Source organism: Pseudonocardia sp. T1-2H, assembly GCF_038039215.1.
Lineage (GTDB): Bacteria > Actinomycetota > Actinomycetes > Mycobacteriales > Pseudonocardiaceae > Pseudonocardia.
This window is the reverse complement of sequence record NZ_JBBPCL010000001.1, coordinates 4,323,720-4,335,321: the sequence shown is the minus strand read 5'-3', so window position 1 is coordinate 4,335,321 and position 11,602 is coordinate 4,323,720. Positions and strand designations below refer to the sequence as shown.

Genomic DNA, 11,602 nt, shown 5'->3' with positions numbered 1-11,602 from the left:
CCCGCACCCAGAACGTGATCGCCGACATGCTGTCCGGCTGAGCGCCCCGTCAGCGCAGCGGGACGACCTCCGGGGCGGGCAGGATCCGGGTCCGGACGGCGCCGAGCCGTTCGATCTCCAGCACGACCTCGTCCCCCGGTGACAGCCACGGGTAGGCCTGCTCGCCGTGCACCCGGGAGAGTTCCAGGATGCAGCCGGTGCCGACGGTGCCGGACCCGATGACGTCGCCGGGTCGGAGCGTCGTTCCCCGGGAGGCGTAGGAGATCATCTGGGCGAACGACCAGTGCAGGGCGGCCAGGTTCCCGGAGCTGTACTGCGTGCCGTTCACGGTGGCGGTCATGGCCAGCTCGAGGCTCTCCCCGCGGCGACGATCCTGCAGCTCGTCGGGGGTGACGAGGTAGGGCCCCAGGCTCGTCGCCCCGTCCTTGCCCTTCGCCGGGCCGAGGCCCTGCCGCATCTCGTGGTCCTGCAGGTCGCGGGCGCTCCAGTCGCACAGGACCGTGTAGCCCGCGATGTGCGACTCGGCGTCCTCGACCCGGATGTTCGACCCGGGTCGCCCGATCACCACCGCGGCCTCCAGCTCGTAGTCGAACTGACGCGAGCCCGGGGAGACCTCGATGTCGTCGTGCGGTCCCCGCACGGCCGCGGGGTTGCTGAAATAGAAGACGGGGATTTCGTACCAGACCGGGTCGACGGTCCTGCCGAGCGCGGCCATCGAGGTGACGACGTGTTCCTCGAAGGCCATGAAGTCGCGGATCGAGGGCGGTACCGGAACGGGCGCACATAGCGTTGCCGCGTCCTCGGCGATCACGTCCAGCGGGTCGGAGCCGATCTCCCGTGCGGCCTCGGCGAGTCGCCGGCCGTCGTCGCCGAGCAGGTCCAGCAGCCGGTCCGGACGGCGGAGCCCCGCGATGGTCCCGTCGCGTACGAGACCGACGTGCTGCTGCCCGTCAGTCGGAGAGAGATAGGTGGTCCAGCGCATCGTCGTCCTCGGGGTCGTCGTCCTCAGGCGTAGCAGGTGAGCGGGTTGCCGCCGTTGTAGGTCACCATGTCCGCCAGCGCGGCGGCCAGGTCGATCCGCGCCCCGCGCTCGGCGCCGTCGAGCTCGGCGTAGGCGCGGTGCAGGTTGCCGACGATCCGCTCTGCGTCGAGCCACTCGGCGAAGCGCCCGAGATCGACCTCGCGGGCCGCGTCGAGCGGGGAGAGCCCGGCGGCCTTGGCCTCCCGCGCGGTGTCGCTGACGAAGCGGAGGTAGCCCAGCACCGTGTCGATGAGCTCGGGTCCGCAGACCTCGCCGTGGCCGGGCACGATCGTCGTGGCCGGCAGCTCCTTCAGCCCCGCCACGGCCTCGATCGCGCCCGAGATCGAGCCCATCAGCAGGAACGGGGTGCCCCCGTTGAACAGGAGGTCGCCGCTGAACAGCAGTGCGTGGTCGGGGACCCAGAGGATCGAGTCGTTGGTGGTGTGCGCGGGCGTGCCGACGTGCCGCAGCTCGCAGCGCAGGTCGTCGACGAACACCGACACCTGGTCGGTGTAGGTCAGGAAGGGCGGGGCCAGCTCGACGTCACCCCAGTCCACGTCCTGCCAGAAGGGGGCGGAGCGGGGCGGCCCGAAGGCCAGCATCTCCTCCCGGATCCGCTCGTGGCCGACGATCGTGGCGCCGCGGAACAGGTAGTTGCCGAACGTGTGGTCGCCGTGGTGGTGGGTGTTGATCAATGTGCGCACGGGCTGGTCGGTGACCGCGGCGATCGTGTCGAGGTAGGCGCGGGTGCGGGCCTCGGTGGAACACGCGTCCACGCTGACGACCCCGGCCCTGCCCACCAGGAAGCCTGTGTTGTTGATCCACCAGGTGCCATCGGGCTGAATGTAGGCGAAGACGTTCTCCGCCACCTCCTGCAACCGCGCGTCGGTGATGGCGACCCCGGGCGGTGGTGTGGACGTGCTCATCGGATCCCCTCGTCGGTGGTGCGGTCAGCTGCCGGACGCCCGGGAGCGGGCGGCGGCGTCGCGGATGGACGTGTCGATGCGCTGGTAGCCGGTGCAGCGGCACAGGTTGCCGGCGATGATGTGGCCGTCGAGCTCGACGGTGCAGGCACCGCAGTCACCGTTCAAGCACCCGATGTGGGTGCCCTTGAGGTTCAGCTGCTCGCGGATCACCTCCACCAGCAGCTGCCGGTCCTCGCACTCGACGGTGCGGTGCTGTCCGTTCACCGTGCAGGTCAGCCGGCGTGCGGGTGGCGCCCCGGCTGCGTCGGGGCCCTCTGTGGCGGTCATCGCTACTCACCGTCCTCGACCGATGCCCCGGGACCGGCGTGATTGCGCGGGGGAGCCGTGGGGGAGCTTGACGGAGGAGCGATTGGGATGCTGGTATTCCAAGATACCGCCGGCAATGAGGCAGGAGCGGCTCATGACGTCTGTGACACCCGTCGCCGGGTTCGGAGCGATCGACTGCGACGTGCACAACGCGGTCGACGACATCGCGGAGCTGTTTCCCTACCTCCCGCAGCGGTGGAGCGACTACTGCGTGGAGCACGGGGTGGCCGGCCTTTCGCCGGCGTTCTACCCCGGAAGGGCCGCCCTTTCCGCCACGCCCGAGAGCAGATCTGGCGGTCGAACTCCAGCAGCCGACCCGGAGCTGGTGCAGGCCCAGGTCCTCGACCGGGGCGTGGACGTCGCGATCCTGAACTGCCTCTACGCGGTGCAGCCGATCCACAACGAGGACTGGGCGGTCGCGATGGCGAGCGCCCTCAACGACTGGCAGGCGCAGCGCTGGCTCGCCGCCGACCCTCGCTACCGCGCCTCGATCGTGGTTCCGTCGCAGAACCCGCAGCGTGCTGCGCAGGAGATCGAACGGCTGGCCGGCCACGGCGGCTTCGTCCAGGTCCTGCTGCTGGCCAACTCGCAGGTACCGCTGGGCAACCGGGCGCTCTGGCCGATCTACGAGGCCGCAGCGGCGGCCGGGCTGCCCGTCGGCATTCACCCCGGGGTTGCCGGCGGCAATCCACCGCTGCCGATCGGGTGGCCCTCGACGTACCTGGAGGAGTACGCCGGCGCGGCACTGGCCATGCAGTCACAGCTCACGAGCCTGGTCTGCGAGGGCGTCTTCGCCCGGTTCCCGGCGCTGAAGGTCGTGCTGCTGGAGAGCGGGGTGACCTGGCTGCCCTCGTTGATGTGGCGCCTGGACAAGAACTGGAAGGGCCTGCGTCGGGAGATCCCGTGGGTCGTCGACCGCCCGTCGGTCGTGATCCGCCGGCACGTGCGGCTGAGCACCGCGCCGTTCGACGGGCCGCTGGGCACGGAGCAGGCGCGCGAGCACCTGCCGAGGTTCCTGGACCAGATCGGCTCGGTGGACATGCTGCTCTACTCCGGCGACCACCCGCACTGGCACCACCGCGATCCCCAGCAGTCACTGCTGCAGTTCCTGTCCCCGGCCGAGCGCCGGCAGGTGCTGCGGGACAACGCGCTGGCGACGTACCCGACGATCCTGCAGGGAGCTGCGGTATGACCGACCTGCTGACCGACCCGACAGCGGCGGGGCCGCGCAGCGGAGGGCCCGGTACGGGCATCGTCGACTGCGACGTGCACAACGCCGTTCCGAGCGACGCAGCCCTGCGCCCCTATCTCGCGGCTCGCTGGCTCGAGCACATGGACCACGTCGGTCCGCGTACGTACTCGCCCTACGAGGCCGGCTACGTCTACCCCAAGGTCAGTCCGGCCGGCGGGTCGCGGACCGACGCATGGCCGCCGGGCGGTGGAATTCCGGGTTCGGATCTGGACTTCATGCGTGAGCAGCTCCTGGACCGTTACGGCATCGACCGCGCCATCCTCAACTGTCTGTACCGCGCTGCTGAGCAGCGCAACGAGGGCTACGGCGCAGCACTGGCCCGAGCGGTCAACGACTGGCAGGTCGAGCACTGGCTCGAGCGCGACGCCCGGCTGCGCGCCTCGATCACGGTCACGTTCGAGGCCCCGGAGCTGGCGGCCGAGGAGATCCGCCGGGCCGCAGCGGCCCACTCCGGGTTCGTGCAGGTGCTGTTGTTCCCGCGCACCCTGGCGCCGCTGGGCAAGCGCCGGTACTGGCCCATCTACGACGCAGCGCAGGAGTGCGGCCTGCCGGTGGGCATCCACTTCGCCTCGACGACCGGTGCCCCGATCACCTCGGCGGGCTGGCCCTCCTTCTACATCGAGGACCACACCGCGATGTCCGTGGCGTTCCAGGCGCAGGTCACGAGCCTGATCATGGACGGGGTGTTCGACCGGTTCCCGGAGCTGAAGGTCGTGCTCATCGAAGGCGGGTTCGCCTGGGTCCCGCCGCTGATGTGGCGCCTGGACGCCCTCTACCACCGGCTGCGCGTCGAGGTGCCCGACCTGCAACGGCTGCCGTCGGAGTACCTGCGCGACCGGGTCCGGATCACCACCCAGCCCATCGAGGAGCCCGAACGTCCCGCCGACCTGCTGGCGCTGATCGAGGAGATCGGGCAGCACATCCTGATGTTCTCCACGGACTACCCGCACTGGGACTTCGACCACCCGCAGCGCGCGTTCCAGACCAAGCTCCCGGACGAGATGCGGGCCAGGATCATGCGGGGGAACGCGCTCGACTACTACGCCCTCGGCGCATGAGCGCGCAGCACCGTCACGTCGTCGTCGCGAAGGCGGCGGAGATCCCGCCCGGCGGCAGCAAGATCGTCGAGGTCGAGGGCCGCTCGATCGGGGTGTTCAACCTCGACGGCGAGTACTTCGCCGTCCGCAACGCCTGTCCCCATGCCGGCGGCCCGCTGTGCGCCGGGGTGCGCTCGGGGTTCGTGCGATCCGAGGGGCCGGGTCACTACGAGTACCTACGGCGTGGGGAGTTCCTCCGCTGTCCGTGGCACCAGTGGGAGTTCGACATCCGTACGGGGCAGTCGTGGTTCGACCCCCAGAAGACCCGGGTGCGGCGCTACGACGCCCGACTCGTCGCGGGTGCAGAGCTGCTGGCGGAAGAGGAGAGGCTCGCGGCGGCCGGACTGCAGAAGGGGCCGTACTCCGCCGAGACGTACCCGGTCCGGGCGACCGAGGAGTACGTGATCATCGAGTTGTGACCTCCGCGGAGGTCACATGATCGAGGAGTGCCAGATGACCGATGTTCAACGAGGAACGATCGGGCCGGCCGCCCCCACCACGGTGGGGCAGTACCTGCGCAACCTGGGGCCCGGGCTGCTGGTGGCCATGTCCTGGCTCGGGGCCGGCGACCTGGTCAGCTCCGCTGTCTCGGGCGGCAACTACGGATACGGGCTGATGTGGGCGCTCGCGCTGGCCCTGATCTGCCGCTACTTCTTCACCGCTGCGATCGCGCGGTACGCGTTGTGCAATGTCGTGGGGGACCGGTCCGTGCTGGAGGGGTTCGGCGCGCTCTGGCGGCACCTTCCCGCGACCATCGGCGTGCTCGCGTTCCTCTCCGGCTTCATCCTGCAGACGTTCCTGGCCGTGACCGCCGGAACCGCCCTCTTCCATCTGTCCGGCGGCCTCGGCGGCCAGCGCTGGGGAGTGTTCGGCTGGACCGTGCTCGTCGTCGCGATCACCGCCGTCATGCTTGCGCGGCGCGAGCACTACCGGACGCTCGAGATCATCGCCCGGGTCAAGGTCGGGGTGCTCGTGCTGACCTTCGTCACGGCTGCGGCGCTGTCTGGGCCGGATGCCGGTGAGGTGGTCCGCGGACTGGCGTTCGGGCTGCCACCCGACCAGGGACCGTTCGGAACGTTGCTCGTCGCCGCCGCGATCATCGGCGTCGTAGGCGGTTCCGCCGGCAACCTGATGTACCCCGAGTTCATTCGCAACAAGGGCTGGTCAGGTCCGGGATTCATACGAATCGCGCACCTCGACCTCCTGCTCGGGGTCGTCGCCGTCATCGTCGTCAACCTGTCGATCTGGATCGTCGGCGCACAGGTGTTGCATGCGCGGGGTGGCACCGTGAAGACGCTGCCGGACCTGGCGGCGATGATGGGCACCGCGATCGGGGCGATCGGGCCGTGGCTGCTCTGGGTCGGCCTGTTCTTCGTCGCGTTCTGCTCCTTCTCCGCCTATGCCTCGGGCTACACGCAGATCCTGTTCCGCGGCGTGCACCGATCGGCCACGGAGCGCGCGGCGCAGTATCCCGAGCCCAAGGCGGACCCGTTGTTCAAGCCGCTGCAGATCGGGGTCATGGTCCTGGTTCCGGTGGTGTTCGCGTTGCCGCTCTTCCCCGAGGCGCTGTCCATGACGGTCATCGGCAGCGCGACGGCCGGCCTGCTCGCGCCGGTGCTGATGATCGGCACGATCGTGCTCACCAACGACCGGCGTCGGATGGCCGCGGGGTACACCAACCGATGGTGGACGAACGTGCTGCTCTGCGGGGTGGGCCTGGTGGGTCTGTGGGCGAGTTACAGCACGGTGCGAGGGCTACTGGAACTGGCAGCCTGAGCACCGGGGGTCTCGGTATCCTGGCCCGGACGTTGTCCGGTGGGCTGGGAAGGGTGGGCGGCGTGGTGACGGCGACCCAGGGTGGTGACGGCACGCTGAGCCTGGGCCAGGTGATCACCCGCTCCGACCTCGTCGCGGAGTCGCTGCGCGCCGCGATCCTGGCGGGCCGGCTGCGGCCGGGGCAGACGCTCGTCGAGCGCCAGCTCGCGACGATGCTGGGGGTGTCGAAGACACCCGTGCGCGAGGCGTTGATCGGGCTGACCTCCTCGGGGCTGGTCGTGATGTCGCGCAACCTCGGGGCCGTGGTCCGGTCGCTGTCCGCCGACGAGGTCCGCAAGATCTACGAGCTCCGCCTGCTGCTCGAGCCCTGGGCGGTGGGCCGCGCTGCGGAGCGCAACGGCCCGGGGAACCCGCACGCCGCCCGCGCGGCGCTCAAGGAGGCCGAGGCCGCGGCAGCAGCCGACGACCAGGTCGGCTTCAACCTGGCGAATCGGCGCTTCCATCGAGAGCTGTACCTCGACGCGGACAACGACCTGGTGACGGGACAACTGGACCGCATGCAGGACCTCATCGCGCTCGCGCTGCAGGTCGCCGAGGTGTGGCGGGGCGGCGTTCGGCCGTTCGGCTCGGTCGAGCACACCGAACACCGGGAGATCCTCGCGGCCGTCGAGGCCGGAGACCCCGTCCGGGCGGAGGCGCTCACGCGTCAGCACGTCGTACACGCCGCTTCGGCGCTGGAACTGGACACTGAAAGTCCTTAGCGTCGGCTCCAGGGGGGACCAGACGGACCGCTCGCGAGAGGGCTCGTGCCTGCCGGCCCCGAGGTGGCCACGCAGGCGGGCGCGATTCGCACACGGGTGATCAACGAGAGACTGCACGTTGGACGGCGGCGACGGCCGATCGGGCATCGCAAGCCCGGCGCCGTCGATCCGACGCCCTCGACCCGCTGTACGCGGAGCTCCGTCGATACCGCGTCCACTGCGCCGTCGCAGGAAGATCATCGATCACCGGATCACAGGTCCGCACGCCTGCGAGGAGCGGTGCCGGAGGCCCCAGTGCCGCAGAGCCGGCCGCTGTCGGACAGGACGATCCGGCACGTGCCCTTGTGCTGACGGGGCGTTCACGAAGGCGGTCCGGTGGCGCCGGCTGCCGGCCGGCCGGCTCCCGCAGGTCGAGCCCCCGTCCCTGAAGGCGCCGGAGCCTCATCCGCCGACGGTCGAGGAGGCGACGCGGTTGCTCGGCGAGGCCCGGCACGACCAGGACCGGGACGGGCTGATCGGGCCGGCGATGACGACCGGTGCTCGCCGGGGTCGTGGAGGTCTCGCTCTCGGCCCGTCCAGGCCAGGTTCGAGATCTCGTGCAGCCGCGCGAGGGTCGCGTGGCGTCGGTCGGCCGAGCTGGAATGAGAATGTCGTGGACTGCTTTTCCCAAATGGGGACGAGGGGTCTTCTGCGAGAGCGTCGGCGGTGCGACAGTCCGGGGCAGGCCGAGTCTGCAACGAGGCAGGCGTTCGGCGACGCTGAGTGGAGAACCGCATGGTGACTGACCTGCAGCAGACCACGACCCGCCCTGTGACCGCCCATCCTCTGGATCCGCTGTCCGCCAAGGAGGTCACCGCGGCGGTGGGCATTCTGCGGGCGCAACGTCGAGCTCCGCCCAGCACGCGCTTCGTATCGGTGTCGCTGGCCGAGCCGGCCAAGGCGGAGCTGCTGGGGAGCGGGCCCGGAGCCGCTCTGGAGCGCCGCTCGTTCCTCGTGCTCTACGACCGGGCGACCAGCCGCACGATCGAGGCCGTCGTGTCGCTGACGAGCTCGACCGTGGAGTCGTGGAACGAGCGTTCGGGGATCCAGCCCAGCATCATGCTGGAGGAGTTCTTCGCCGCGGAGGACCTCACCCGCGCGGATCCGCGCTGGCAGGAGGCCGTCCGCAAGCGGGGCGTCACCGATTTCAGCCTGGCCATGCTCGACCCGTGGGCCACCGGGTTCAGCGAGGACACCGATCCGGGCCGTCGGCTGATCCGACCCCTCACCTTCATCCGCTCCGGCCCCGACGACAACGGCTACGCGCGCCCCGTCGAGGGCCTGCTCGTCGTGGTCGACCTGGACCGCATGGAGGTCGTCGACGTCCAGGACCACGGAGTCGTCCCGCTCCCACCGCAGCCCGGGAACTACATGCCCGAGCTGATGACCCGGCCGGGCAACCGGCCCGAGTTCACCGAGCTTCCGCGACGACGTCCGCCCGTTGGAGATCACCCAGCCCGAGGGCCCGAGCTTCACCGTCTCCGGGCGCGAGGTGAGCTGGCAGAAGTGGCGCCTGCGGGTGGGATTCAGCCCGCGCGAGGGACTCGTGCTGCACACCGTCGGCTACTCCGACCGCGGCCGGCTCCGTCCGGTGATCCACCGGGCGTCGATGTCCGAGATGTACATCCCCTACGGCGACCCGGCCCCCACCCACCGCTTCAAGAACGTCTTCGACGAGGGCGAGTACGGGATCGGCTTCCTGCTCAACCCCCTCGAGCTCGGCTGCGACTGCCTCGGCGAGATCTTCTACTTCGACGCCGTCGTGAACGACGCCGACGGCAATCCCCTCACCATCCCGAACGCCATCTGCATGCACGAGGAGGACGCCGGGGTCAGCTGGAAGCACACCGACTTCCGCACGGAGAAGACCGAGGTCCGCCGCTCCCGGCGGCTCGTCATCTCCTGCTACGCCACCGTCGGCAACTACGAGTACGGCTTCTTCTGGTACCTCTACAACGACGGCAACATCGAGTTCGAGGTGAAGCTGACCGGCGTCATCTCCACCGGCGCGGTCGCCGACGGGCAGCGGCCGGGGCACGGAACGCTGGTCGCGCCGAACCTGTACGGCCCGCACCACCAGCACTTCTTCAACGTCCGCCTGGACATGGCCGTCGACGGGCACCGCAACTCCGTCCACGAGGTCGACTCCGAACCGCTCCCGGTCGGCCCGGGCAACGAGACGGGCAACGCGTGGCGGACCCGTAAGACCCTGCTGGCCCGGGAGAGCGACTCCGGCCGGCTGATCGACCCGTTCAAGGCCCGCTACTGGACCATCACCAACCCCGACGTGGTCGGTGCGACCGGTGAGCCGGTCGGCTACAAGCTGATGCCCGGCGAGAACACGGTGCCGATGGCCGGCGAGGGCACCCAGACCTGGAACCGCGCCGGGTTCGCCTACAAGCACCTGTGGGTCACCGCCCACGACGAGACCCAGCGCTTCGCCGCGGGCGACTACCCGAACCAGAACAGGGGCGGGACCGACGGCCTGCCGTCGTTCGTCGCGGCCGACCGGCCGATCGAGTCCGCGGACGTCGTCGTCTGGTACACGTTCTGCGCCCACCACGTGGTGCGTCCCGAGGACTGGCCGGTGATGCCGACCTCGCGGGTCGGGTTCCACCTCAAGCCGGTCGGGTTCTTCGACGGCAACCCCGCGCTCGACCTGCCCCCGAGCGCGCCGGCCTGCCACTCGACGCTCGGTTCCACCGACGGGCAGGAACCCCGGTGAGCGCACCCGAGCTGGACCGGCCCCCGACCGGCCTGGCCCACAAGACGATGGGCCCGGTCGAGGTACTGGCCCAGTCCGTCGCCGCGATCGCGCCCAGCGCGGTGATGGCGACCGGGCCCGCCCTGATCGTGCTGTCCGCGGGCAACGGCTCGTGGCTGTCCTACCTGCTCGCCCTCGTCACGGTGGTGCTGATCGGGCTGTGCGTGGCCCAGTTCGGCACCAAGATCGCGTCCGCGGGTTCGCTCTACGACTACGTCGGGCAGAGCCTCGGCCGCGGCAGCGCCTTCGCAGCCGGCTGGGCGTTGGTCATCGGTTACCTGTTCATCGCGATGATCGGCGTGGTCGGCGTCGGGATCTACGGCGGTGCGCTCCTGGAGGGCGTCGGCATCCCGGCTGGGGCGACCGCCACCCAGGTGGTGATCTTCGTGATCGCCGGTGCGGCCGCGGCAGCCTTCGCCTGGGGCGGGATCAAGCTCTCCACCCGCGTGGGTCTGATGCTGGAGATCGCCTCGATCGCGGCGATCCTGGTGCTGTTCGTCGTGACGATCGCCAAGCACGGCGCGACGACCGATACCGCGCAGATCGGCCTGACCGGCGCGTCGTCGGACGGCATCACCTTCGGCGTCGTCCTCGCGGTGCTCGGGTTCGTCGGGTTCGAGAGCGCCGCGGCGCTGGGCGCGGAGGCGAAGGACCCGCACCGGGCGATCCCGCGGGCCGTGCTGACCTCGGCCGTGGTCGTCGGCGTGCTGTACGTGTTCGCGGCCTACACCTCGGTCCTCGGGCTCGGCGCGGACGGGCTCGGTAGCAGCGCCGCGCCGATGGACGACCTGGCGAGGAGCGTGGGACTGGCCGGGTTCCGTTACGTGATCGACCTCGGCGTGGTCGCGTCGTTCTTCGCCGTCACGATCGCCAGCATCAACGCCGCCTCCCGGGTGCTGTTCTCCGTGGCGCACGACGGTGTGCTGCACCCGGCGCTGGGCCGGGCACACGCCCGGCACCGCACTCCGCACGTCGCGATCCTCGCCCTGCTGCCGGCCGTGGTGGTGGTCCCGGCGGTCATGGTGCTCGTGGGCATGACGCCGCTGGCGGTCTACGCCTACACCGGCACGATCGGCACCTTCGGCTACCTCACCGCGTATCTCCTGATGGCCATCGGCATGCCGATCTTCCTGCGCCGCCACCACACGGTCCGCGCCCACCACTGGGTGCTCGCCGTCGCCGCGGCTGCCGCGATCGTCTACGTCACCTACAAGAACCTCGTACCGGTCCCCGACTACCCGTACAACGTCCTGCCCTACCTCTATCTGGCCCTGCTGGTCCTCGGCATCGCCTGGTATGCCATCGTCCGGCTCCGCGGTCCGGTGCAGACGACCCTCCCGGCCCAACCGATGACGTCCGAGCCGGAGGCCTGACCCGAAGCCGGCTCGGTCTCGGGATGCTGGCACGGGGTCATCCGGCGAGCCTTCCACCGGGGGCGACGGGTTTCGTTTCCGAGCCGGCGCTTCACGCCGACACGAAAGTCCGGGCCACGCCCGGTCGCTCTCGGCCTTCGGATGGAAGTCACATCATCGGCCGCACCGACCGATCTCCGAGCCGGAGTCGTGTCGCGAGGAGCGACCGCGTGGGTTTGGGCCCCGTC

At 70.3% G+C, this 11,602-nt stretch carries 10 protein-coding genes and 1 pseudogene; 8 read left to right on the top strand and 3 right to left on the bottom strand.

The genetic code is table 11. From position 1 onward, the window contains the following. Positions 1 to 49: 49 nt before the first annotated feature. The 3 genes from WBK50_RS21380 to WBK50_RS21370 are packed head-to-tail and all read right to left on the bottom strand — an operon-like array spanning position 50 to position 2,274. A complete protein-coding gene (locus WBK50_RS21380; RefSeq protein ID WP_341337311.1) occupies positions 50 to 982 on the bottom strand; it encodes a fumarylacetoacetate hydrolase family protein in 933 nt (310 codons plus the stop codon). 23 nt (positions 983 to 1,005) lie between these two features. Further along, a complete protein-coding gene (locus WBK50_RS21375) occupies positions 1,006 to 1,947 on the bottom strand; it encodes an MBL fold metallo-hydrolase (protein WP_341337310.1) in 942 nt (313 codons plus the stop codon). Positions 1,948 to 1,971: 24 nt separating this feature from the next. Beyond that, a complete protein-coding gene (locus WBK50_RS21370; RefSeq protein ID WP_341337309.1) occupies positions 1,972 to 2,274 on the bottom strand; it encodes a 2Fe-2S iron-sulfur cluster-binding protein in 303 nt (100 codons plus the stop codon). Between the two features lie 133 nt (positions 2,275 to 2,407). Here WBK50_RS21370 and WBK50_RS21365 point away from each other — a divergent pair, with 133 nt between their 5' ends. The 8 genes and pseudogenes from WBK50_RS21365 (at position 2,408) to WBK50_RS21330 (ending at position 11,375) form a co-directional block, all read left to right on the top strand. After that, positions 2,408 to 3,505: an amidohydrolase family protein gene (locus tag WBK50_RS21365; protein WP_341337308.1), complete on the top strand. Its 1,098-nt coding sequence runs from the start codon at positions 2,408 to 2,410 to the stop codon at positions 3,503 to 3,505. After that, positions 3,502 to 4,623: an amidohydrolase family protein gene (locus tag WBK50_RS21360; RefSeq protein WP_341337307.1), complete on the top strand. Its 1,122-nt coding sequence runs from the start codon at positions 3,502 to 3,504 to the stop codon at positions 4,621 to 4,623. The genes WBK50_RS21365 and WBK50_RS21360 overlap by 4 nt, the downstream gene beginning before the upstream one ends. After that, complete coding sequence (locus tag WBK50_RS21355) at positions 4,620 to 5,081, top strand: Rieske (2Fe-2S) protein (protein WP_341337306.1); 462 nt, start codon at positions 4,620 to 4,622, stop codon at positions 5,079 to 5,081. The genes WBK50_RS21360 and WBK50_RS21355 overlap by 4 nt, the downstream gene beginning before the upstream one ends. Before the next feature lie 34 nt (positions 5,082 to 5,115). Further along, positions 5,116 to 6,438, top strand: coding sequence for an Nramp family divalent metal transporter (locus tag WBK50_RS21350; RefSeq protein WP_341337305.1), 1,323 nt, complete (start codon positions 5,116 to 5,118; stop codon positions 6,436 to 6,438). Positions 6,439 to 6,500: 62 nt separating this feature from the next. Then, the gene (locus WBK50_RS21345) at positions 6,501 to 7,199 is read left to right on the top strand and encodes a GntR family transcriptional regulator (RefSeq protein ID WP_341337304.1); all 699 of its coding nucleotides are present in this window, start codon (positions 6,501 to 6,503) and stop codon (positions 7,197 to 7,199) included. A gap of 774 nt (positions 7,200 to 7,973) precedes the next feature. Next, a pseudogene (locus tag WBK50_RS21340) lies at positions 7,974 to 8,525 on the top strand (primary-amine oxidase); the annotation flags it as partial. A gap of 154 nt (positions 8,526 to 8,679) precedes the next feature. Next, positions 8,680 to 9,963: a primary-amine oxidase gene (locus tag WBK50_RS21335; protein ID WP_341337303.1), complete on the top strand. Its 1,284-nt coding sequence runs from the start codon at positions 8,680 to 8,682 to the stop codon at positions 9,961 to 9,963. Next, complete coding sequence (locus WBK50_RS21330) at positions 9,960 to 11,375, top strand: APC family permease (protein WP_341337302.1); 1,416 nt, start codon at positions 9,960 to 9,962, stop codon at positions 11,373 to 11,375. The genes WBK50_RS21335 and WBK50_RS21330 overlap by 4 nt, the downstream gene beginning before the upstream one ends. The last annotated feature ends 227 nt before the right edge of the window (positions 11,376 to 11,602 follow it).

What these genes read in the sequence shown, in the direction of transcription:
- WBK50_RS21370 (WP_341337309.1), bottom strand. Translation starts at nt 2,274, where the DNA reads ATGACCGCCACAGAGGGCCCCGACGCAGCCGGGGCGCCACCCGCACGC.
- WBK50_RS21350 (WP_341337305.1), top strand. Translation starts at nt 5,116, where the DNA reads ATGACCGATGTTCAACGAGGAACGATCGGGCCGGCCGCCCCCACCACG.
- WBK50_RS21365 (WP_341337308.1), top strand. Translation starts at nt 2,408, where the DNA reads ATGACGTCTGTGACACCCGTCGCCGGGTTCGGAGCGATCGACTGCGAC.
- WBK50_RS21360 (WP_341337307.1), top strand. Translation starts at nt 3,502, where the DNA reads ATGACCGACCTGCTGACCGACCCGACAGCGGCGGGGCCGCGCAGCGGA.
- WBK50_RS21375 (WP_341337310.1), bottom strand. Translation starts at nt 1,947, where the DNA reads ATGAGCACGTCCACACCACCGCCCGGGGTCGCCATCACCGACGCGCGG.
- WBK50_RS21355 (WP_341337306.1), top strand. Translation starts at nt 4,620, where the DNA reads ATGAGCGCGCAGCACCGTCACGTCGTCGTCGCGAAGGCGGCGGAGATC.
- WBK50_RS21380 (WP_341337311.1), bottom strand. Translation starts at nt 982, where the DNA reads ATGCGCTGGACCACCTATCTCTCTCCGACTGACGGGCAGCAGCACGTC.